We start from the raw sequence: 21400 nt of genomic DNA on the forward strand, positions 1-21400 counted from the left end.
ACTGTATGTTTGCAGCGGGGAATATTCAGCCAGGACGATCGAATCATTCCAACGGCGTAAAAAAGGCGTCCGACCAAACCGGACGCCTTCAGGTATCATACACCAAGGGGAAGCCTAGGCTTCAATGACGCGCGACAGCGCTACCTTGAGGCTTGCGATCTGGCTCTGGAATTCGGCCAGCCTCTCGCGCTCCGCTTCCACCACGTCCGGATTGGCATTGGCGACGAACTTCTCGTTTGAAAGCTTGCCGTTGATGCGCGCGATCTCTCCTTCGGTCTTGGTGATTGCCTTTTCCAAGCGAGTTTTTTCAACCGAAAGATCGATCAGGCTGCCGAGCGGCAGGCAGGCGGTCGCTTCGGCGACGACGATCTGCGCTGCCCCCTTCGGGGCGCTATCGGCAAGTGTAATCGCTTCGACACGGGCAAGGCGCTTGATCGCGGCCTCGTGACGGGCAAGCCGTTCGCGCGTCAGATTGTTGGCCTTGACGACCACCAGCGGCGCAGTCGCCGACGGCGGAACGTTCATTTCGGCGCGAACCGAGCGGATGCCGGAGACGAGGTCGATCAGCCAGTTGATCTCGTCGGCTGCAGCATTGTCGGCATAGGACGGCGCCGGCCATTCGGCATGGCAGATCAGCGTATCGCGCTCGACGCCTTCGCCTGCTGTATGCGCCCAAAGCTCCTCGGTCATGAACGGCATGAACGGATGCAGCAACTTGTAGATCTCTTCGAGAACATAGGCGCTGCAGGCCTGAGCCTCCTTCTTCGCGCCCTCGTCTTCACCGCTGAAGACCGGCTTCAGCAGTTCCAGGTACCAGTCGCAGACCTGATTCCAGACGAACCGGTAAAGCGCACCGGCCGCATCGTTGAAGCGGTAGGATTCGATTGCTTCCGTTACGTCACGTTCAGTACGGGCAAGCTCCGTCAGGATCCAGCGGTTGATCGTCAGCCCCGTCGCCTCCGGTACGAAGTTCGGATCGCTTTTGACACCGTTCATTTCGGCAAAGCGCGTGGCGTTCCAAAGCTTGGTGCCGAAGTTCCGGTAGCCGGCGATGCGGGCCGGATCGAGCTTAACATCGCGGCCCTGTGCAGCCATGATCGCCAGCGTGAAGCGCAATGCGTCGGCGCCGTATTCGTCCATCAGTTCGAGCGGATCGATGACGTTGCCCTTCGACTTCGACATCTTCTGGCCGTTCTTGTCGCGGACGAGCGCGTGGATATAGACGGTATGGAAGGGCTCGATCGGATTGCCGTCCTCGTCCTTCATGAAGTGCAGGCCCATCTGCATCATACGAACCACCCAAAACGGTATGATGTCGAAGCCTGTGACGAGAACGTTCGTCGGGTAGTACCGCGCCAGTTCCGGCGTCTGCTCCGGCCAGCCGAGAGTGGAGAAAGGCCAGAGCGCTGAGGAGAACCAGGTGTCGAGAACGTCCTCGTCGCGCGTCAGGATTTCGCCCGGCTTGAAATTTTCCAAGAGGTCCTCGACATAGGCCTTCATCGGGCCTTCGTGCGAGAGGTAATGCTGGATCGCAGCCTGCAGCGCCTCCTCCTCGGTTTTCTCGACGAAGACCTGGCCGTCCGGACCGTACCAGGCCGGGATCTGATGGCCCCACCAGAGCTGGCGGGAAATGCACCAGGGCTGGATGTTCTCCATCCACTGGAAGTAAGTGTTCTCCCAGTTCTTCGGAACAAACTGGGTGCGGCCTTCACGGACCGATGCGATGGCAGGCTTCGCAAGCGTCTTGTTGTCCACCCACCATTGTTCGGTCAAACGCGGCTCGATCGGCACCCCGCCACGGTCGCCGTGCGGGACCGTATGTATGTGCGGCTCGATCTTGTCGAGCAGGCCCGCTTCCTCGAAAATCTCGACGATGATCTTCCGTGCCGTGAAGCGATCCTGGCCTTCCAGCCGGTCCCAGGCGCCATGCAAGGCGGCCGGATGGCCGAGACCTTCCAGGAAGTCCTCGTTGTCCTTGATGGTAACCGAAGCATCGGTATTGAGCACGTTGATCGCACGCAGGCCCGTGCGCTTGGCAACGTCGAAGTCGTTGAAGTCGTGTGCAGGGGTGACCTTGACGGCGCCGGTGCCGGCCGTCGGATCGGCGTAGGTGTCGGCAACGATCGGAATCTTGCGGCCGACGATCGGCAAAATGACGTGTTTGCCGATGATCGCTTTGTAGCGCTCGTCTTCGGGATTCACCGCGACGCCAGTATCGCCGAGCATGGTCTCGGGCCGCGTCGTCGCAACAACCAGGTAGTCGCGCGTTTCGAAGTCGGTGGGTTTACCCTCCTCGTCAAAGGCTACGGGATGCTGATAGGTGACGCCCTCTTCAAGCGGATAGCGCAAATGCCAGAGATTGCCTTTGACCTCAACCTGCTCGACTTCCATGTCGGAGATCGCCGTCAGAAGCTTCGGGTCCCAGTTGACGAGGCGTTTGTCCTTGTAGATCAGACCCTCTTTGTAGAGGGTGACGAAAACCTCGAGAACCGCCTCCGAGAGCCCGTCGTCCATCGTGAACCGTTCGCGCGACCAGTCGCAGGAAGCACCTAGGCGCTTCAGCTGGTTGAAGATCAAGCCGCCCGATTCCGCCTTCCACTCCCAGACCTTCTCGATGAAGGCGTCGCGGCCCATCTCGCGCCGGCCCGGCAGCTGCTGTTCCATCAGCTTGCGCTCGACGACCATCTGTGTGGCGATGCCCGCATGGTCCATGCCCGGCTGCCAGAGCACGTCCTTGCCGCGCATGCGCTCAAAGCGGATCATGATGTCCTGCAGCGTATTATTCAGCGCATGTCCCATGTGCAGCGAACCGGTCACGTTCGGCGGCGGGATGACGATCGTGAAGGTCTCGGCGCCGGGCTTCTTGTTGGCGCCCGCGCGGAACGCATCGGCCTCATCCCATTTCGCGGCGATTTTCGGTTCGACTGCGGCGGAATCATAGGTCTTGTCGAGCATTTTATGACCAAACTTCGGGGTTTTAGGATGGGGGTTGTAAATAGGATGGCTGACGGCAAGTCAATAAAAAAGCCGCCCCGGAGACCGGAGCGGCTTGTTCGACAAAAGCGGTCCCGGTCAGCGGCGCGGGCCGCGCGCCACGCGTTCGATTTCTTCGCGCACCAGCCGTTCGACAAGCGTCGGCAGGTTGTCGTCCAGCCACTCGCGCAGCATCGGGCGCAGCATGTCCTCGGCAATCTCGTCCAGCGAGCGGCGCTCGGCGCCATCAATCGCAAGCGCAAGCTCCTCGAACGAGCGTGCAACCTGCAGGCCGGCGCTCTGCGAAATCAGGCTCTGGGTTTCTTCGGCGACATTCGGCAAACGCTCTTCTTCAGCGTCGGCGGCCGGCGGGACGGCCGCCCGCTGCGCCGGTTCTGCGGCGGCTGGCTGCGGCATGTCAACGCGTTCTGCCTGCGCAACGGCGGGCGCCGGCATTGCGGCCGGCGGCGGAGCACCAAAAGGTGCTGAAACGGCCTCCGCCGGATGGCGGGCTTCCTGGTCGGGGGATCCGGCCGGTTCTAGTTGATGAAAGACCGGCGGCGCTTCGCGCTGCGGTTGCGGTGCGGTACGCTCCGAGGCGGCACGAACGCGGGCAGCAACATCGGCAAGCGACATCGCCCGCGCCGGCGCCGGCGCTTCCGCTTCGCGGCTGCCTGCCGAATTCGCCGCGACGAAACGCGGATCGGACATCATCATAGGCTCGGGGAACTCGACGTCAGCATAAGTCTCGTCGACCGTCAGATGGATGTTGGAGTCGCTCTCCTCGTCATCGGCGCCGTAGACAGGCGGCAGGGACGGCGAAATCGCCCTGCCCGCGCCCGGCTCATTGCTCTCGATGATCTGGCGGATCGACGCCAGAATCTCTTCCATGGACGGTTCACGCACTACGCTTGGCTGAGCCATATCTATCCCCGTTATCCCTGCAACAAGATCGGATTGCGTGGAGTGGGCATCCGAATCACCCAGACCTTAGAATACCCCAGACATGAAAAAAATCAGCGCGAATCAAATGAATGCGCCCGTGCACAGTTTTGTTGCGGCAGTCTAGGCCAGCGCCGCTGACGCTTTTGCGGCAGGCCGAAAACAAAACGGGCGCCCCGAGGCGCCCGCTTCATAAATCCTGAAAATTGCGCTCAGAAGACGAACTCTCGAACCTTGGCAAAGCCCGGCAACGGCTTGACCGAAGCATTGAAGAACACGTTTTCCGAAACAGCGCCGTTTTCGCTGAAGAACACCTTGGCGCGGGCGGCGTTGCCGTAGCCCTGAACGGTGACAAGACGGCCGCCCTCGGCGAGCTGGTCAAGAAGGGCAGCGGGGACCTCCTCGACGGAGCCATTGACGAAGATCAGATCGTAGGGCGCGCCGGCACTGTTGCCCTGCTCCAGCGCGCCGGTGACGACGGAAACGTTGGTGTAGCCGGAAAGGTTCTTCTTTGCTTCGGCTGCAAGCGCTTCGTCGCATTCAAGCGCAGCCACCGAACCGGCAAGCATGGCCAGCAGAGCCGAGGTGTAGCCCGTGCCACAGCCGACTTCGAGAACCGCATCGTCGGTGGTGATGGCAGCAAGTTGCAGCAGCTTTGCCAGCGGCGAAGCTTCCATCAGGAAGCGCGCCGACTTGCCGCCCGCTGCCGGGGAGATTTCGACATCGTTGTCGATATAGGCCAGAGCCTTGGATTTCTCCGGCACGAAGGCCTCGCGGGGCACCGTCAGGAAGGCCGTCAGCACGGAATGCGACGTGACGTCCGTCGTACGGATCTGGTTGTCGACCATCTTTGCTCGTGCTGCTTCGAAATCCATCATATCCTCTCGCCCGTTGAACGCGGCATTGTCACCCGTCCTCTTAATCTCCGCGGCGTACGCTTTCAAGGCACAGTAAACAACTGCGGCAAGAATCCTCCCACTTGAACCGGCTGCCGTCCGGCGCGGCCGGGATTGCAACTCTTGTTTGGAACAAAGAGGTGGTTTGTGGTATTCTTACAACCGGAGGAAATGGAGGAGGTGCAGGCCATGTCTGCCTTTTTCGAGTATCTCACGCTGTTCGACTTCTTCATCATCGCAGCGCTGATCGCCATATTCTGCTGCGGGCTGCTGGACAGCGAGACGACACGATAGCGTCAGTGCGCCCAGAGTTGCGAAGTGCATCGCGCCTGAACGCCGCACTATGTGTATATCTGCGCGCAAGCGTCGCTCATCGACCTCGACAGCGCTTCGAATTTGACGGCCTGCCATCCCCGATAATCTTCGATCAGGCGGGCGGAAATCCAGAATTTCTCGCCATATTGCGATCCGTCCCAGCCGATGTCGCCGAGGGTTCTCGCACGGTTCAGCACGCGCACGATCTGCGTGCGCGAGACATGGTAGCGGCTTGCAAGATCTCCCGGCCTCAGTTCGCCAACATAGCAGCGCTCGGAAAGCGTATTGCCCGAGGGAAAACGGGCCACCAGGTCATGAATCACATTGCTGCCGAGATTGGTGAACGTGAAGGTCTTCACGCTTTCCGGCGGATCGTTCCAGCGCGGATCGGCGATGAGTGCCCGGGCAGCGGGCGGATGGGAATAGTAAAGCAGCCGTGGGTCGGCCTGGGAAAGAGCAAGCCGCTCTCCCCCGTCCAGCCTGTCCAGCGATGCCATATGGCTGTCGAACCAGTTGCGGATAAGATGCTCCGCCGCTTCGGAAACCGCCAACGGCCGCAGTCTCTTGTCCTGGCTCTCCCGTTCGGTGAAAAGCTTGTACTGGCGCATCTGCGCTATATAGGAAGCGATCGTATTCCTGCTGGCGAATTGGTGCAGCGGCGCGAACTCGGTAAGACGCGTCACCGTCAGATCCTCGCGGCTCGCATCCGTCCGACGCTCGAAATAGAAGGCGAGCGCGGCCTGGGCGACGAGCCAACGGCGCAGATCAGACGTATAGCGCACCGCGCGCGGCGCCTCATGATAGATGGCTATGAGGCGGCTCGCAGCCTCCGTCAGCGACATTGCAAACAGCGGCGACGCCAGAAGCTCCCGAACGCTATAGCCGGGCGGAATGCGCGCGTCCTGTCGAATTTCCTGTTCAATGGCCGGCATATCGGATCACAGCGGACTGATTTCGGCAATTCAGCCAGACCGCAGCGCCCGGCTTTTGCCTTGGAGGTTTACTCCTGGAGAGGCGCTCATTTTCCAAAAATATGATTGTTTGTCAAATAATTGCTTGGCGGACGCTGGATGCACCCGCTTTAAAAATCTCCGACCTGTTACGGTTTCGAGCTAATCCGATTGCGAAGTTTCCTTCGAGTCCAATCCGCTATATCTATTAGCACTCACGAATGGACGGAGGGGACAATGAAACGCACGATAAACATTCTTTGCGCATCGGCAGTTCTGTTCTCGGCTGGCTTCGCGCCGGTAGAGGCTGCAATGAAGGTCGTAAAGCAAAAACCGACAGTTTCATCATTAGCCCCAGGCGAGGCCGTTCTATACGACGACAAGAGGTGCCCGGCCGGCATGATCGCGAGGTACTCCCGAGCTAAAAATCGGGATGAAATTAGACGCGGCCAATGCGTCCACCAGTGAACCGTACCAGTCACTCGCGACAAAAGCTTGCCTAACTGTATCTAACGCCGAAATGTCAAAGCATTGAGAAATTTGGGGGCCTCGCCCGAAATAACCAAGTCTAGCGCTTTCAAACGTTTGCCAGGGATGCCGCCACACTTGGCCTGAAATAAAATCCTTTGAAAAATCAACGTCTCTGCCACACCTTGCCACACCTTTTCGCCTATTCTATCTCGTAAAATCCCGGCATTCTCCTCCGGCTTCATCATTGGACATGCCTTTGGCTGACCCCGACGACAAGGATGAAAACAAAGAGTGCGCCTACCTAGATTGCGCCATAAACCGTATGGCAACCTCTAGCGTGTCACAGCGTTGTCGATAGATGGCTTTCAAAGAAGCTGGGTGGGTGATCGCGCCGCTCCAGACGCTCGACAATCTCTCTCAGCGCGATCTCGGACTTGATATCGTCGATCGCCTCGCGGAAGGTCTTCTCCATGTTCGGAGAAAGCGCGTCGAGGGCAGAGAGTTGCTGGCGAAATGTGGCCATTATTCAGCGTCGACGCCCTTGCCTACCTTCTTCGGAGCGGGAGCCTCATCCTTGATGATCTGCCGGAGGCCGATGGCTTCGAGTGAACCCGCCTCACGCGCGGAATGTCGAGGATCGTTCGGGGCGTGCAGGCCCTATAGGTCTTATGCAGTAGCAACTTAGTCATAGGTGTTCCTTTCCATCGTTTCGGCTTTCGATGATACTCAGCCAAGCAGAGACACGGAGTGACGGATGGGAAATTTCGGGCCCGTGATTATCGCAAACATTCCCTATTCGGATTTGGAAAAGCTCTCAAATTCCGTGAAGAAGTGCGCTGGCGTTTACATACTCAAGGCACCAAGCGGCGGACCAGGAACACCTGGGGTCGACGCTCACTGCTGGTTCCCATCACTCGATGACAGCATCCGATTCGAGCGCGAATGGGCGGCGCCCCACGACGACTGAGGCGCAATCCTTCCTTGGACGACAAGGACGACGTTGGTCACGCCATCGTAATTGTTGGGATCGCCGTTGACGACGCGATACTGCTTGCCATTGGCCGTGACGGCGAGATCGCGATCCCCACGGACGAGATGGAAAGCTGCACGTCTCCGGCCTGAATGACAGTCCCGTCGATCTCGGCCGCCGTGTATTCCATCGGCACGAGCTTGGCCGTGTACGATCTTTTCGACCGGATCGCCGCCCAAGACAGGATCTCTGTTACGGTGCCGCTCTGGCCGACTTTCGCGATGAGGCGTTCAGCGGCGCCCTGCAAGCGCCTGTAGTTAAATTGTTCCATATTGCACTGCATATTAAAATTAGCAGTTGCTTGTGCACCTGCGAAACTGTGGCATCCTGCAAGCGGATCAAAAGGGGGTGCCATGACCGCCAAGCTATACTTTATAGGTAGACCGCAACCAACACCCATGAACTGCCGGCAGATCGTCGATGCTGCCATGCTTGAATTGATCGAAAGGCTGCACTCGCAAGGCCATGGACGAGCTGAGGTGGCCCTCGCCCTCGCCGACGCATCCGAAGACTACGTCATCAGGCTAGCGAGTGAGGCGGCTCACAGGGCCTAGACTAAGAGCGCTCCCCGCCAGGATCGGGCACAGGAACGGCCAGAGCAGCCCCTCGATCGTGGTTACGACCGGGTGGCGAGCGCTACGATGTCGGCGATGTCCGTTGAAGCAGAGGTTGAATACTCGACCTCAAGCTGCTCGTCCTTCTCACGCTTGACCGTGCAGAGCCGGTTATGATCGGTGAAAGGCTGCCAGGATTGGAAAGCTCGAGGAAAGCGGCCTCGTAACTCGCGTTCACGATGGCGTCGGGGATTCAGTTATCCGAGGTGACCATTTCCGGCGGGTGGTTATTCGTCACCGGCCGGCGAGCAGCACTCTTGAGCCTGTCCTCAGCGAAGACCTCGGCGCCCCGCGCGATAGACGCGCACCGTGCTCATGTCCGGTTTTCCCACGTCGGATCCCAGATAGATCTGGATGCCTGTACGAGCGATACGAGCGTTCGGCAACAAGGTAGCCGTCATCGCGCCGGCGCGTTCCCGCGACCGTTACAGCGTCGGTAAAATTCATTGTGGACCCGAGGTTAGGGGCGTAGCCGGGCACTATCCCAATGGATAGGCTCGATATACACACGCACGATTCATCTTTTGGTGGCGAAGTGCTTTTCTATCGATGCTTCAAGAAGGAGGAATTCCCCATGGAAGCCCACAGGTATAACGTTCATAAGAATCTCAACATCTATTGGTCGGTGTTCGATGAAGTCACCGGGCAGAAAGCCGTGATCAACGGATTTGTTATGGACATGCTCACAGCCGAGGAGGCCAAGGAGTTGGTCAGAGCATTGAACCGCGAGGTAGATCAAGAATTTCTTCTGGCTGCGTGACACCAATGACACCGAGCATCAGACTTCCACTTCCCTCACGTTCGCAAGCCAGACGTCGATCACTTGCTTAAACACCTCCGATCCGAGCAGGATCTCGCCCTGATAGCGTTCGACGGTCGCGAGTTCCGGAGCATCATCGTCGTAAGAGATGGTGATATGCAGCTGTACTCGGCGTAATCCCAGCTCATGTTCGACGCGAACAGCTCTCCAAACCGCTCCATCAGCCGCGGGCCACCCCGCGGGATTTTCATTTCGTCATCCCATGCAAAGCCCATCGCCATCCAGTCGACAGGCGTCCGGCTGTAGGTAATCGTCACATGCAGGTCGTCGGCCGGCAACGTCGTTTCGAAACCCTGCCCCTTTGTCTACCGCATTAATGGCCTTACTGCCGAGGGTTTGTCGCACTCTGTGAGGATGCTGCGGCGGCAAGCTCTTGCTCAGACGCTCCTGTTCCTCGACCGCGGCATTCGAGCCCGGGCAGGACGCCATCCTCTACAAGCCGGTTCGTCAGACCTTCTACAGCCCCTTGGCACCCGACATAGAGGTTCGGCTTGCCGTACCATTCGGATCGGGGATCGCGGTCGATCTCTCCCGCCGTCATCCTCGGATTGGATATCCTCGGAATAGACGGCGGAAGGAAAACAGTGTTCCCTTCCTTGCCGCTGCAGAAGAATTTCGCCCTGGTTACGGGCCGTTTCTGTTCGCTCATGCGACTTCTCCTTATTTGCCCGAACCCGCCGGCGCGGATGGTGCTGGCCCCAGGACCGAAACAAATGGGCCTACTTCGCGTTTATCCTATAGGCGCCACTCCTTACGGGGCGCCAGAAAGGAGGACATCATGTCTTCCGAAATCTCTCACATGCCATACGACCGCCGCGCAGAAGCAGACGGCACGTGGACCGTTGTTGATGCCATCACTGGCCATCCTGCTACGATCGGGTACAAGCAGTTGGACGACCTGACGGGCAAGGATGCGTCCGAATTCATGGACATCCTCAACCGGAATACGGTTGGATCCTCATGGCGTCGTCTCCCCAGATACGCAATCCAGGGACTTCCAGCACAGATAAGCGGCATTGATCTCGATCAGACATAGCCGCGGTCGCAGCATTGCTGATGGAATGAAAAACGCCCACCGGGTAATGAACTGACCCCCGAAAGTTGGACAACAACCTTCGGGGGTTTTTCATGTCCAAGCACAGCGAAGCTTTTAAACGATCTGTTGTGGAAGGATGGTCTCTCCATGGTGGTTTCTGGTGCGGTCCAGCGTGGCAATGGCTCTTGTTTGCCCTACGGACGGCATGACATGGGCTTCCGGCGAACTCGTTCAACTCGCGGCTCCTGTTTCTTTTCTCCGGGATGGAACGATGTGGCGTGGCGGTGGATTAATTATTATCGATACCCCTACGATTGGAGCGCGGTTATGTTGGTGCACCGATGGAAGAAACCCCTCGTGCTGGGAGATCGCCGCATCCGCATTGTTGTCGGCTCCCCCGAGGAAGCCATGAACTGGCTTATTCACGAACCCAATCAAACGAGCGATAAATGGCGCCGTGCATGGCAAGCCTGCCGAGCCGCCATTGATGGTCGGATGGCAGCTGAGGACGCCAAGTCTGCGGTTCAGCTTGCGGTGGAGCGCTAAGTGACCTGCGAATTCATTCAGCTTCACCTGCCTTGGATCTTGCCTTTCTCGCAGCCTGCCGGAGCTTCGTTACCGCGATGACCGCAGGCCGGACCTGCTGGGAAAACATCACGCAAGTGCTGGCCCGCGTCCAACTCTTGGGTGATTTTCACAAGGTGATTGTTTTGAAAGCGGACACAAAGCCAATAGTTGGCTGAAACCTCATGCCGCAGCCTTTCATTCCGCTGCATCCGCAAGGCTCCTGACACCAGATCGCAAGAGCACATGCCCTCCGCAGCATTGTGGGCGAGCGTCTTCTGCGGAGGGAGCTGGATGCCGATGCGCTCGCATTCGGAGACGGCGGCGCTCTTCCAGTCCTTCTTGCCCTTGTTGTCCAGCGGCGGCTTGAAGGTCTGGCCGTAGAAGCTCTTGCGCCAAGTGCCTTGCGGGAGCGTGCCCTACGGAATGCCGAAATTGGCGATCGTCGAGACAATGGCCGTGGTCGCCACCCATGGATAAATGAGTGCGTCGGCGCTGGTGTTGCCGATCTTGGCGAGGGATTGCTCCTCCAGCACCACAAAATCAGGCTTGCCTGCTCACGTATGAGGGCAGCGACCTTCAAGCCGATCTGGATGGAGATATGCGGCTGATACTCCGGCCAATCCCAGGATGCCCCGAGCTCGACCATGGCCGCTATTTCAGTTCATTGGCCGTGATCAGCAGGGCCCTGTACTTGCCATCCGGTCCCATGCCTTGCATCTGGCGCGGGCCTCCCACGTAGATCTCAAGCCGTGGCGACCAGCTTTCGCCCATCTCGAACCAATCAACCCTCATCATCTCCGCTGCCGGTGGCACGCGGGCCAAAGATGGGTTCGTTTGCATTGAGCTGTTCTTCCGATACGTTCGTTAGATCGATGGTTTGGATACGTCCGCCGTCCTTGCCGGTGTGCTGAACGCTGGCGAGCTTGGCATGCATATACGGCGCCGCATCCTTCGCGATCGACGCTGCAGCATCCCAATCCTTCTTATTGAAATGGACGCGCATCGCCTTCAGCATGACCTCCAGGGGCGTTAGACCTTCGGACGATGCCTTGTCCGCAATTGCCCGAGTTCGCTTGGCAGCGGCTCCTTTCGTCGCAATTTGCAGCGGCAGTGTGCTGGCTGTGTCAGTGGCGAGAGCAGTTGTGCAATTGGCATCTGCGCCGCTCGTCCGTAGACGTCGCCTTCAACGCCAAGCGACGCACATAGATGGCCTTCAGGATATTTCTGAGCCAGAGCAATGGCTTTTGGCTTGGGCCGTCGCTAATCGAACCCAAGTTTTCTCAGGGGACTATTTCAACGAGCACGTAAAGGCGCTCATCGCCCGTCGTTATCTTGCGGTCCAAGCCGGAAGCCACCTCACGAACAAAACCCCGCTACGCATTCCTGATCATATATGGGTGGCGCTTAAGGAAGAGCTTCGCGATCAAGATTTGAATAAGCTTATTGGGGTCCGCCCCTTCGATCGCTGGTAGATTGTATCCTGCCGTGCTTTTCAGGACTTGCACAGCTAAACTTTGAGGATGTTCATGAGTGACGAAGACCGTGTCGGCCGCTTGGAAGCCGCATCAATCGAAGCCGCACAAGAGGGTCTTAAGGCGCTTCTAATCCTCAACGGCGGCGCTTGCATCGCTCTGCTTGGCTTCGTCGCGACCACAGCCAACCAGAAGCCTCTGCAACCTACGGGCCGCTGATCAGAGGAATGATGAAATCGCTTGTTTCGTTCTCGGTCGGTGCTGGCCTGTCTGTTCTAATTTCAATGTTCGCCTACCTACCTGACCAATCAAGCCGACGTAGCCGCCCTCGAGGAACCTGATAAGTATTCATGGGCAGCTGGGCAGCGGTGGAACAACGTTGCTGTGATGACTGCGCTGCTGTCTCTGGTCGCATTCTTCGTTGGCGTCAGCCTGATTTGGCAATCTGCACCCGCCTGACGCAAAATCGTTCCTACCTATCAGTAAAGCCTTCGCGTTTCGCGATATGATTTTCTACCAGAACATCCATATCAGCGCGGCGATTGCACAGAGGCACATCACCAGCAGCGCGCCGCGTTCGACCATCCCGCTCATCTCGGCCACCATGCCGAGATGGATGACAGTGCGAACATCATCGCCACCAGAGCGATATAGACGACCCATGCTGATACGTTGCGGACAGGACGAGGTAAGCGAGCCAGACGATCTTGCAGGCGATATGCAGGGCTTGGTCCTGGACGAACGTCGTCTTGCCCCTCACCTTCGCCTCGTCGATCATCGCGTGTGCCATCCATTCGAGCAGACCTAGCCAGACGCTCCCTGTGACCACTGCCACGCCGGCGCCTTGGATGCCGGAATGTGCGATCAGGTGATAAACGCGCAGCGGGCCTGATTGTTTGGCGCCAGAGAGGAACTGACCCTGCAGCGGGTAATCGCAGAGCCAATGGGCGCCGAGCAGCGTCAGCGCCAGCATCATGAAATTCTCGATCATCGTCTCTCAACCTGTGGAGAAGTCGAATAACTGGAAAACTCCGTGCAAAGAGGTTCAGGTTGCTCAACTGCACTTGCGACTCGTACGCGTTCATCATCAACTGCTGATGCAACCCAAAAGGAAACGCACATGGCTAGAAACGCTGTCTATTTGAGGCGCCCGGTTGAACAGGTCGGACATCTGACAATCGAAGACAATCGCTCGATGGCCGATTTGGCAAACACACTTCAGAGCGTCGGCTATATCCTCACAGAGGAGGTCACGACATTGGGTGGAAGACCGGCCAGAGCGAAGCAGTCAACTATATTCCTCCGCGACGTAAGCCGGATTCACCTAGAATAATGAAGAGCCTCTCATGCCGTGCGTTTTTCAGGACTGGCATGGTTTAACCTTGGGGGAATTGAATGAACTGGACCAATGACACCTGCCCCATATCAAATGAGCCAGCCCAAGAGGACCTATCGGGGATAGAAGACGTTGTCGAATTCATCTGTCCCACCTGCGGCCGATTTCGGATCACGGGAACCGCCTTGGCGATGATCCTCCATAGAGAGCCAGACGCCAGAGCATTCGCCCTTGCCCAAGCGAAGATGAAGGCAGGGGAAGGCGAAATCCCGACGGTCGACAGCTCTATGCTTTAGTCCGGCTGACCCACTTCACGCCGTTAATGAAGCCCGACAGGCCCGGTGCGGCGGCGCGGGCTCTTCGCCCACGAGTGTAGCCATGGTCTTGTCGCCGGGCACAAGTCGGAGTCTCCGCTCCGTTCAGAATGGCTTGTTCAACCGGAGACTGCATCGATGACAATCGCCTATGGACAAACAGAACCTAACAACTACCTGTCCAAATAGCCCTCGAACGCAAGTCTATTGGAGGAACAAGTCATGAATCGAAACATGATCATTGGAATTGTAGTTGTGATAATCGTCATAATAGGTGTGATGGTGCTTATGCCAGGACGCGATCAACAAAGCGGGACTGAGACCACACCGCCTGCTAACCCCGCACCAACCACACCAGCTCCTTCAAACTGAAGCGGCTCGCGCTCCAAATGAAGAGCCCGCCGACCAGTTAAGGTGGCGGGCTGTGAGTAACCAGCCGGGGTGCGCCGAAGCGTGGCCGGTCTTGTTCTATGCCGCCTGCTTACGGCGGGCTTCTCTGTGTCGGCGGCGCTCGTTCTGTTTGTCCGCCCAGCTGAACCCTGAAAGGTCCGTGTCGAAATAGCAGGCCATCGGCTTCGCCTCAGTATCCCGCCAGTGTGCCGCGACTTCTGCGACGATGGCATACTTATCGCTGATTTCCGGGGTGCGAGGCAACACCCCGTAGAGGTCGATTTCGTTATGCTGCAATCGCTTGCGGCAGACCATCGAAGAAGGCGAACCAGGCAGAGACGTTATTCTCGACCAGATCGGGATAGTTCTTCGTCGCTGCCCTGACCATATCGCTAACGACCCACAGAGACGTCTCATCAATGAACGCTTTGTTGTTGGCAGCCTTCCGACAGCGTCATGACCACGAAACGCGCGTGTGCCTCTCCATGGCGGTTTCTGATGCGGTCTAGCGTGGCAATGGCTCTTGTCTGCCCCACGGACGGCATGACATGGGCCGGAACGACCTGAATTCCATATTCAGCGAAGATGCCAAGTGCTTCAGGATGTTCGGACGGATCTGTCATATGCCAGCCGCTTTCCAAAGAATTTCCTTCTCATCAGCTGGGATGCGGTGCTTACCGCGCGCCATCGGATGCTTAGGCGCTCCGCTTGATGTCATGCCCCAGCACCACAGGTCAGGGTATGGTCCTTCGCCTGACTGTATCTCCTCGACGACATGGTCGATCCAAAGATCATCCCACGCGATGGCGCCCCAGCAGACGAACACCTGATGCGCAGCACAGGCCTGCGGACCTCCGCCCCAGCGCCTGGTAAGCGTCAGCCGGTTCCGGCCGTGAAACTCAGCATCAGGGTGCATCTCGAAGCCGAAGAGGTCCGTCATTCGCTCCCCTTCGGCCGATGGGTTCGGTTCATATGATGCCAGCAGTAAAGCTCGCCGCCGGTCGCATCAGCGCAAAACAGAAAGGGCGAGCCGTTATTCAACGGCCAACGGCATTGATGAACGCCGAGATCATGAAGCTCCTTGCCGTTGGCGATTCGCTCTTCATCGCTGACGTGGATCTGCAGCAGCGGGGATGTTCCGGCCTCGAATTCCTGTGCCTCACGTCTTGCGGCCTCCATGCGGGCTTTGTGCAGGTTCTTCATGTGGATTCGGCGACCGTCGTTGCTGGCCGTCACCGGCGCGCTGTGTGGCTTTGCCTGCCGTTTCCTGCCGCCGCCTCGCTTGCCGCCGGCTGATTGTCACGTCCTCGCGGCTCGAACAAATCCCTGTGGCGATGGATATGACCGGAGACAGCGCACCGGGATATTCCGATGCGATCCGCAATCTGCCCGGCGGATAGCCCGCTGTTCCAGAGTTTCGCCATGGCTTCGACATCGATCTTCCGGCCTCTGGTGGTTTGGTGGAGATGTTCATGCCGTAACCTCTTGCGCTCGACCTCGACAGTCTTCCCGCCGCCCCGGAATAATTTCTCCGCAGCCTTCTTCGCCACGCTCTTCTTGCTGCCGCTCATGGAGGAGATGCCGGTGATCGGGCTGTTGAGGTATTTCAGGAACTCGGCATTCGCGGCCTTGAGCGCCTCGGCTTCCGTCTCGAAGATGATGTCGTGCCGGCCGTCGCGAAGGACTCGGTTCTCGGCGTCATGCACACGGCGATAATAGGCGATCCAGCCGTGGCCGCGCTACATTGCTCCTGCTGCGAAACAGTTGGTCATACGTCTAATCCTTCATTCAAACCAAAAGCGACATTGGCGCCGATCTTCCATGGAACATTTGCCCCTCCAGGAAGGTTCGACGCCGTAAAAAACCGGGGAATTCAGATGGCTGTCATCAGGGTTGATTTCGGGGTCACTTGGAGTGCGCCAGTCCATGTGCGCGTCGGAAATGGCATCCGACAGGAGATCTCTGGGCCGGATGCTGCATTGGAATGCTTGAACCACCGTTGGCCCGAAAAGCGGTGCGAGCTTTACGCACAGGCGAGGCAACTGTGTTTGGCTGCCGTGTGCAAGCATGGGAGTCTTGAACTCGCGAGACAGGCTTTTGTAAACGCTGCCGCGGATGCAAAAATGCTGGCTTAGTACGATGAAGCCGCCGCCGACGGGTATGGCTCCGAGTGCGAACTCGTTCATGCTGACCTCGCCTTGGATCTAGCCTGCTTGACGGAGTGTTTGAGCTTCGCGACCGCCATCATTGCCGGCTTCACCTCCGGTTCCGCTTGGTCGTATGCAAAGCCAAAGCGGCCACTGAGATGCGGCAGAACTTCGCGCGAGATCAGTTCCCAGTTCGATGGGTCGCAGTTCGTCTTGTCTCCGTCGAGGCACTTCAAGACATGCCCTTCAGGGATGGGACCGTTAGCCTTCTCCCAAAGCCATCGGTGCTTATGAACGGGCCTCGTCTTCGCACCGGTCCAAGGGTTTTCTTCATCGACGATGGTGTCCGCGGCATGCGTGAACATCGTACCTTCGCGGTATAGTCCAAGAGTGTCAAAGACCACCGTATTGGGTATGGTGCGCGCAAAAGATCCAGGCATCTGGCTGACGATGGGCGCTTCCGGATAAATGGCGCGCAAATATGGAACGGGAGTTTCCCACAGAAGAACGCAATCGACAGCCGTAGGCAGCTTATCCCTCAGCGTTTCTGCTAACTTATCGAAGTAGAGAAGCCGAAGATCAACCCGGTTCATTTCATCGCCATCATCGGCGGCGTTGCGATTAATGCGTTTGCGCTCGGCGGCGTTTGGTTCAACCTCGGCAACACCATCGACGATATGCAGAAAACACAGGCGGAGTTGGGAGAGCGCTTTGACCGGGAAGCTGCCGACCGCAAGGACCGTCAGAAGACCTATCAGACGACACTCGACGGCATGAACAACCAGATCGGCCAGATCGCGCCGCTGCAGTTCCAGCAGTCCCGCATGATCGAGCAGATCACCGAGAACAAGACGGCTGTCGCCGAAACGAACAAGCGGATCGATCGCGTCGTGGAATCGTTCGGCGGCAGCTGGATACGGCGATCGAGAGCATCAACAAGGTCGCTACCCGCGTCGAGGTGTTGAGCAGCAAGCTCGACGATGCCCAGGATCGAACGAACAAGACCATGTGGAAGACGCCGATCGTCCGGCCTTAATGTATAGCCCGGGACAGCTCCTCGAGGCCTTAACAAGGCGGACTCACCCTTGCTCCTTACGAACTGGGAAGTCGGGCATGCCGAAGTGAAATCTCAAGAAAACTGCTGCCGAGAAGGACGATCTGGAAATGCCGGAAACGGGCCGCCGCGTGTCTCCGTATCCGAGTTCCACCAAAGAAAAGCCTTGCAGCACGGGCCGTTTCACATATGCCTCAGAGCCCATATTCGGCGCTGATAGACAATCTGGCGGCATCTGGAGTGGATGGCCTGGTTTCCTGGTCCAGCCTTCCGATATGCGCCTGGAGAACAGCTTCAACGGGACGAGATCGATTTCGATTTTCTGTGTCATGGTCACAATCCTCGGCGGTCTACCTCTCGAAGTGCCGCACGTCATGCTGATCCATTTGTGAGGCCGATCGGGGGAAACGGCCTCGCGGGACGATGTACCCTGACCATAACAGTACGGCTCCCGACCTGACTATTGGCCGGGAGGACGGATCGGATATCAATCAGGAGGGGATGACCTATACGCGGGTCTATGTGCTTTGAACACGCTCCACGACCTCGTCCGGCGCGACTTCGGCGTGCAAACCGAGGCTACGAAGACGCGCTTTGAAAAGTGTCGATGTGCAGAGGATGTACGACGAGGGCTCGCCCAAAGGTTAGAATAGCGAGCCCGGGTCGCACCTCGTGCCACAGGGAACCTTCAAAACCCTGCCACACTCGAACCCAGGTCTTTGAGTCCCGCTAGCAGAATGCCAGACAGCTAGCAGAATGCCAGACAGCGCAGCCCGGCAAACTAGCCCAAAAGGCGTAGTACGGTTTCGGACGGTTTACGAAGAAAAAGGCCCTGCTGTTAAGGAGGGTGCGTGCAGGCCGCCAGCGTGGACTGGCTTGGATGCGCGGCGTCTGGAATGGCCGTCAGATGCGGCCGGGATGATGACATACCACGCAATCCACTGCTTTAACGAACGAAACAGCAACAGCGTTCCTGTCCGGTAGCATACGGTCGGACGACGCTGAAGAATCAACCGGCAATCTGATGCGCGGGCGAGGCTAGCCCAAAAAGCCTAAGAGCAACGCACTAAGAAGCGCTAATGCCATTGCCATCCCTATCAGTATCCACACGCCGCATCCCCGTTTCGGGGGCTTTCCGGAATATCGATCGGGATCACCCATTATGCGTCCCTCCCAAAATCTTCGCTGGATAGGACACCGCCGCAGAGTGGGAGACCGGTCATATGGTAGGGCGGCCTATTCGCCGATCAAGGATCGCTCACCGTCATGCGGCGCCAGGCCGCGATAGTTCAGCGGCTGATGTCCCCGGCAATACCAGAGCGCGTGATCGTCTTGCTCTCCTCGAAGCCGTAATCGCCCCATTCCGTACAGCGGATGCCGTTGGCGTCCTCATGGTCGCAGTAGTGATTCTCGTGGATGTTCGCGGCCGGCGCCGATCTGTGCCCGTCGTTCAGGATGTCCGTCCCCTCGGCGTTTCAACAACTACCACCGGGTTCTCCCGCTTCATTGTCATGCGCGTGGCGTTTTGCGGCCGGCATGAACATCGCCAATCATCAAGTTAATTTCGGTGCTGAGCGTTTAACTGTGTTAGATTACTTCCGAGGCGAAATATTGCCGTTCTTTAAAGATCGACCTTCGAAATAGTTGGATATGTCGCCTATGGTCCAAAGCCCCTCCGTCGGTGGAGGCCATTAATTTCCGCAAACACGGCATTGAGCGGTTTCGCGATAACACAAATGAGGAGGAAAATAATGGCCGATTTTAGAGACCGCAAAAAGGGAATGGAAGACCAATACTTCCAGGACTCCGAGAGGACCATCAAGCTCAAATCTCGTCACGACAGGCTTTTGGCGAAGTGGATCGCGGGCCTCATTGGTCGGGATGATGTTGCAGGTTACGCCGATGAAATCACTGATGCCCGCTTCAAAGGTGGTGGGGACGCTGGAGTTCTCTTGAAAGCTCTCTCTGATCTTCAAGCGGCAGGTCACAGTATCAGCGAGCAGGACGTCGCAGCAAAGATGCGCGAATTTATGGTCGAGGCCGCTGAACAGCTTTAAGCACGGCCATGCGTCATCCTCTCCTCGTCTAGAGGTTTCGACGCCTGCATGTTACGGAAAGCTCCCGCCCGAGCTACATATAAATGGCGCTAGTTCAGCGTAGGGTCAAGCCGTTCCATGTCTAGGCCGCCAAAATCAAAGCCTCTCCTCAGCGATGCCAACGCGCCGGTTCGATCCCGGCCACGCAAGCCACGCGATCCCGCGCAGCCTAATCTTCCCCTCGATCCCATGCCAGAACGCATAGAGCCGTGTCTGGCGCTGCTGAAACCCAGACCACCCAAAGGGGCGGAGTGAGCTTTCGAAATCAAGTGGGACGGCTATCGCCTTGCGGTGCACATCGAGCCGAAGGGCGTTCGCATTATCACCAGAGGCGGCCACGATTGGACGGATCGCTTCCCGGCCATCGCAAAAGCGGCGAAGAAGCTCGATGTGGCGACTGCGATCCTTGATGGCGAGGCGGTCGTCTTCGACGAGCAAGGCCGATCGGACTTCGGGCTGCTTCAGCAATCGCTCGGCGACCGGGGCGGCAAGCGCATCTCAAACGAAGCGATCTTCATGGCCCTTCGACCTTCCCTATTTCGACGGCCATGATCTGAGGCCATTGGAATTCACCGCGCGACGGCATCTCTTGGAGGGGCTGATCAAGAGCCGGGACGATGTCATCCGGCTTTCGGAAGAGATCGAGGCAGACGGAGACCGGCTGTATTTTGCTGCCTGCGAGCACGGCCTTGAGGGCATCATCGCGAAAGACCGGGAGAGCACCTATCGCTCCGGCCGGCGTGGCGACTGGCAGAAGATCAAATGCATCCAGAGCGAAGGCTTTGCGATCGTCGGCTACGAGCATTCCTTTGTTGCGCGTGCCGGAATCGGTTCACTGCTGCTCGCGGCACGCCAGGGCAAGAAGCTGGTCTATGTCGGATCGGTCGGGACTGGCTTTAATGAAGGCACGGCGCATGAGCTGCGGGAAGCTCTCGACAAGCTGAAAGTGAAGAAGCCGCCGGTCGAATATTCCGGTCGACGCAAGTATCTCGTTTGGGTGAAGCCGACGCTGGTTGCCGAGGTCGAATATCGCGCCTGGACGCATGACGGCAAGCTGCGGCAATCATCCTATAAAGGGCTGCGCGATCCGGAGGAGAATGCGGATATTTATGAGATTGAATGAAAGCGAAGGAACCCGGTCGTCGCCGCGGAAGTTCGGCGATGGGAGGTTCCCATGGTTCGCCGCAGATTGACAAAGGGACCGAAGGCCGCGTCCGTGCAACTGATAGATCGCTCATGGTCAGTGCTGGACAAGGAAACGGGCCTGCCTGTCGAGGCATCCGGATGCAAGCTCACTGGATTGTCCCGTGAGGAGGCAGACGACATAGCCGCGCGGCTAAACGCTGCCTACATCGATCACATCTCCGACACTAACCCGGAACATCATGAGAGCCAGGTTGAGGATGGATCATAACTGAAGCTAATGGGAGGATCATCCAATGCTTCTGAAACTCCTCACCGTCTCTGTACTTTCGATCGGCCTTGCAACTTCGGCCATGGCTCAGGCCAGTGGTGGTTCTGGCGGAACTAGTGGTTCTGGCCAGTCCGGCGACAATTCAGGTTCCGGTACCGGATCTGGTACTTCAACCTCTGGGACGAGCTCTTCCGATAAAGACAAGGATTCCCAAGGCAAGCAAGAGTCTTCCGACTGCGCACCGGGTCAGGTTAAAAATGCCGCCGGCAACTGCCAGTAAAAATCTCGCAGTCCGTTAAAGACAAACCCCGCAGTCAACTCTGCAGGGTCCGAGAACATTCGGAAAACGGTTATTCAGAATGAAAAAAGGACCGTATTCAGACTGAACCCCCTTGCGCTTCTCCTAGGATCATTCTAAATCCGCGCCACCACAGCATAAAACGCTTACGGATGGCCTCGTGGCGGAGTGGTGACGCAGAGGACTGCAAATCCTTGTACCCCGGTTCAATTCCGGGCGAGGCCTCCAATCAACTTTTCACCCACCTTTAAGTGCTTGATTTTGC

27 protein-coding genes, 1 tRNA gene and 2 pseudogenes are annotated in these 21400 nt (G+C 57.8%); 12 read left to right on the top strand and 18 right to left on the bottom strand.

Annotated elements, in window-relative coordinates:
- Window positions 1–114: 114 nt before the first annotated feature.
- From ACZ9DP_RS26080 to ACZ9DP_RS26095, 4 genes are all read right to left on the bottom strand, one after another.
- Entirely contained in the window at window positions 115–2955 is a 2841-nt protein-coding gene (locus tag ACZ9DP_RS26080; protein ID WP_074067756.1) for a valine--tRNA ligase, read from the bottom strand.
- A 117-nt stretch (window positions 2956–3072) separates the two neighbouring features.
- Complete coding sequence (locus ACZ9DP_RS26085) at window positions 3073–3897, bottom strand: PopZ family protein (protein WP_476204003.1); 825 nt, start codon at window positions 3895–3897, stop codon at window positions 3073–3075.
- A gap of 230 nt (window positions 3898–4127) precedes the next feature.
- Complete coding sequence (locus ACZ9DP_RS26090) at window positions 4128–4793, bottom strand: protein-L-isoaspartate O-methyltransferase family protein (RefSeq protein WP_476204004.1); 666 nt, start codon at window positions 4791–4793, stop codon at window positions 4128–4130.
- Between the two features lie 359 nt (window positions 4794–5152).
- On the bottom strand, window positions 5153–6058 hold the full coding sequence (locus ACZ9DP_RS26095) for a hypothetical protein (RefSeq protein ID WP_476204005.1): 906 nt from the start codon (window positions 6056–6058) through the stop codon (window positions 5153–5155).
- 255 nt (window positions 6059–6313) lie between these two features.
- Here ACZ9DP_RS26095 and ACZ9DP_RS26100 point away from each other — a divergent pair, with 255 nt between their 5' ends.
- Entirely contained in the window at window positions 6314–6544 is a 231-nt protein-coding gene (locus ACZ9DP_RS26100; protein ID WP_476204007.1) for a DUF6719 family protein, read from the top strand.
- Window positions 6545–6585: 41 nt separating this feature from the next.
- On the opposite strand, the gene ACZ9DP_RS26105 is transcribed toward ACZ9DP_RS26100, so the two are convergent.
- The 5 genes and pseudogenes from ACZ9DP_RS26105 to ACZ9DP_RS26125 form a co-directional block, all read right to left on the bottom strand.
- Complete coding sequence (locus tag ACZ9DP_RS26105; protein WP_074067750.1) at window positions 6586–6792, bottom strand: hypothetical protein; 207 nt, start codon at window positions 6790–6792, stop codon at window positions 6586–6588.
- A 95-nt stretch (window positions 6793–6887) separates the two neighbouring features.
- Window positions 6888–7070, bottom strand: a complete 183-nt coding sequence (locus ACZ9DP_RS26110; RefSeq protein WP_476204008.1) for a hypothetical protein — start codon at window positions 7068–7070, stop codon at window positions 6888–6890.
- A gap of 481 nt (window positions 7071–7551) precedes the next feature.
- Entirely contained in the window at window positions 7552–8007 is a 456-nt protein-coding gene (locus tag ACZ9DP_RS26115; protein ID WP_476204009.1) for a hypothetical protein, read from the bottom strand.
- 120 nt (window positions 8008–8127) lie between these two features.
- A pseudogene (locus ACZ9DP_RS26120) lies at window positions 8128–8384 on the bottom strand (DnaT-like ssDNA-binding protein); the annotation flags it as partial.
- Entirely contained in the window at window positions 8385–8489 is a 105-nt protein-coding gene (locus ACZ9DP_RS26125; protein ID WP_476205480.1) for a DUF2213 domain-containing protein, read from the bottom strand.
- Between the two features lie 276 nt (window positions 8490–8765).
- On the opposite strand from ACZ9DP_RS26125, the gene ACZ9DP_RS26130 reads away from it, so the two are divergent.
- On the top strand, window positions 8766–8951 hold the full coding sequence (locus tag ACZ9DP_RS26130) for a hypothetical protein (protein WP_476204010.1): 186 nt from the start codon (window positions 8766–8768) through the stop codon (window positions 8949–8951).
- Window positions 8952–9010: 59 nt separating this feature from the next.
- Here the strand turns inward: ACZ9DP_RS26130 and ACZ9DP_RS26135 are convergent, their stop codons facing one another.
- Together ACZ9DP_RS26135 and ACZ9DP_RS26140 are read right to left on the bottom strand one after the other, a co-directional pair.
- The gene (locus ACZ9DP_RS26135; RefSeq protein ID WP_476205481.1) at window positions 9011–9268 is read right to left on the bottom strand and encodes a hypothetical protein; all 258 of its coding nucleotides are present in this window, start codon (window positions 9266–9268) and stop codon (window positions 9011–9013) included.
- Window positions 9269–9333: 65 nt separating this feature from the next.
- On the bottom strand, window positions 9334–9660 hold the full coding sequence (locus tag ACZ9DP_RS26140; RefSeq protein ID WP_476204011.1) for a hypothetical protein: 327 nt from the start codon (window positions 9658–9660) through the stop codon (window positions 9334–9336).
- A 129-nt stretch (window positions 9661–9789) separates the two neighbouring features.
- On the opposite strand from ACZ9DP_RS26140, the gene ACZ9DP_RS26145 reads away from it, so the two are divergent.
- Together ACZ9DP_RS26145 and ACZ9DP_RS26150 are read left to right on the top strand one after the other, a co-directional pair.
- Window positions 9790–10047: a hypothetical protein gene (locus ACZ9DP_RS26145; protein WP_476204012.1), complete on the top strand. Its 258-nt coding sequence runs from the start codon at window positions 9790–9792 to the stop codon at window positions 10045–10047.
- A 147-nt stretch (window positions 10048–10194) separates the two neighbouring features.
- Window positions 10195–10593, top strand: coding sequence for a DUF982 domain-containing protein (locus ACZ9DP_RS26150; RefSeq protein WP_476204013.1), 399 nt, complete (start codon window positions 10195–10197; stop codon window positions 10591–10593).
- A 672-nt stretch (window positions 10594–11265) separates the two neighbouring features.
- On the opposite strand, the gene ACZ9DP_RS26155 is transcribed toward ACZ9DP_RS26150, so the two are convergent.
- Window positions 11266–11409, bottom strand: coding sequence for a hypothetical protein (locus tag ACZ9DP_RS26155; protein ID WP_476204014.1), 144 nt, complete (start codon window positions 11407–11409; stop codon window positions 11266–11268).
- Complete coding sequence (locus ACZ9DP_RS26160) at window positions 11396–11629, bottom strand: hypothetical protein (protein ID WP_476204016.1); 234 nt, start codon at window positions 11627–11629, stop codon at window positions 11396–11398. The genes ACZ9DP_RS26155 and ACZ9DP_RS26160 overlap by 14 nt, the downstream gene beginning before the upstream one ends.
- A 511-nt stretch (window positions 11630–12140) precedes the next feature.
- Here ACZ9DP_RS26160 and ACZ9DP_RS26165 point away from each other — a divergent pair.
- A complete protein-coding gene (locus tag ACZ9DP_RS26165; protein ID WP_476204017.1) occupies window positions 12141–12305 on the top strand; it encodes a hypothetical protein in 165 nt (54 codons plus the stop codon).
- A gap of 412 nt (window positions 12306–12717) precedes the next feature.
- On the opposite strand, the gene ACZ9DP_RS26170 is transcribed toward ACZ9DP_RS26165, so the two are convergent.
- The 4 genes from ACZ9DP_RS26170 to ACZ9DP_RS26185 all read right to left on the bottom strand — a co-directional run bounded on the left by ACZ9DP_RS26170 (window position 12718) and on the right by ACZ9DP_RS26185 (window position 15832).
- Complete coding sequence (locus ACZ9DP_RS26170; RefSeq protein ID WP_476204018.1) at window positions 12718–13077, bottom strand: DUF3307 domain-containing protein; 360 nt, start codon at window positions 13075–13077, stop codon at window positions 12718–12720.
- A 1668-nt stretch (window positions 13078–14745) separates the two neighbouring features.
- On the bottom strand, window positions 14746–15066 hold the full coding sequence (locus ACZ9DP_RS26175; protein WP_476204019.1) for a hypothetical protein: 321 nt from the start codon (window positions 15064–15066) through the stop codon (window positions 14746–14748).
- Entirely contained in the window at window positions 15063–15362 is a 300-nt protein-coding gene (locus tag ACZ9DP_RS26180; protein WP_476204020.1) for a hypothetical protein, read from the bottom strand. The genes ACZ9DP_RS26175 and ACZ9DP_RS26180 overlap by 4 nt, the downstream gene beginning before the upstream one ends.
- On the bottom strand, window positions 15359–15832 hold the full coding sequence (locus ACZ9DP_RS26185; RefSeq protein ID WP_476204021.1) for a GcrA family cell cycle regulator: 474 nt from the start codon (window positions 15830–15832) through the stop codon (window positions 15359–15361). Before ACZ9DP_RS26185 ends, ACZ9DP_RS26180 begins: the two co-directional genes overlap by 4 nt.
- Before the next feature lie 171 nt (window positions 15833–16003).
- Between ACZ9DP_RS26185 and ACZ9DP_RS26190 the strand changes: the two genes are divergently transcribed.
- Complete coding sequence (locus ACZ9DP_RS26190; protein WP_239598278.1) at window positions 16004–16261, top strand: DUF982 domain-containing protein; 258 nt, start codon at window positions 16004–16006, stop codon at window positions 16259–16261.
- A gap of 47 nt (window positions 16262–16308) precedes the next feature.
- Here the strand turns inward: ACZ9DP_RS26190 and ACZ9DP_RS26195 are convergent, their stop codons facing one another.
- Window positions 16309–16866 carry an HNH endonuclease signature motif containing protein gene (locus ACZ9DP_RS26195; protein WP_476204022.1) on the bottom strand — a complete coding sequence of 186 codons (558 nt, stop codon included), beginning with the start codon at window positions 16864–16866 and terminating at the stop codon, window positions 16309–16311.
- Between the two features lie 84 nt (window positions 16867–16950).
- Between ACZ9DP_RS26195 and ACZ9DP_RS26200 the strand changes: the two genes are divergently transcribed.
- The 6 genes and pseudogenes from ACZ9DP_RS26200 (at window position 16951) to ACZ9DP_RS26225 (ending at window position 21363) form a co-directional block, all read left to right on the top strand.
- On the top strand, window positions 16951–17238 hold the full coding sequence (locus tag ACZ9DP_RS26200) for a hypothetical protein (protein ID WP_476204023.1): 288 nt from the start codon (window positions 16951–16953) through the stop codon (window positions 17236–17238).
- A 1840-nt stretch (window positions 17239–19078) separates the two neighbouring features.
- Entirely contained in the window at window positions 19079–19384 is a 306-nt protein-coding gene (locus tag ACZ9DP_RS26205; protein WP_194729536.1) for an ATPase inhibitor subunit zeta, read from the top strand.
- A gap of 117 nt (window positions 19385–19501) precedes the next feature.
- Window positions 19502–20546: pseudogene (gene ligD / locus ACZ9DP_RS26210) on the top strand (non-homologous end-joining DNA ligase).
- Between the two features lie 51 nt (window positions 20547–20597).
- Entirely contained in the window at window positions 20598–20837 is a 240-nt protein-coding gene (locus ACZ9DP_RS26215) for a hypothetical protein (RefSeq protein ID WP_476204024.1), read from the top strand.
- A gap of 25 nt (window positions 20838–20862) precedes the next feature.
- On the top strand, window positions 20863–21117 hold the full coding sequence (locus tag ACZ9DP_RS26220) for a hypothetical protein (protein ID WP_194729533.1): 255 nt from the start codon (window positions 20863–20865) through the stop codon (window positions 21115–21117).
- Between the two features lie 172 nt (window positions 21118–21289).
- Window positions 21290–21363: transfer RNA gene (locus ACZ9DP_RS26225), tRNA-Cys, on the top strand.
- Window positions 21364–21400 lie beyond the last annotated feature (37 nt).

Source organism: Rhizobium sp. USDA 4016 (genome assembly GCF_056279705.1).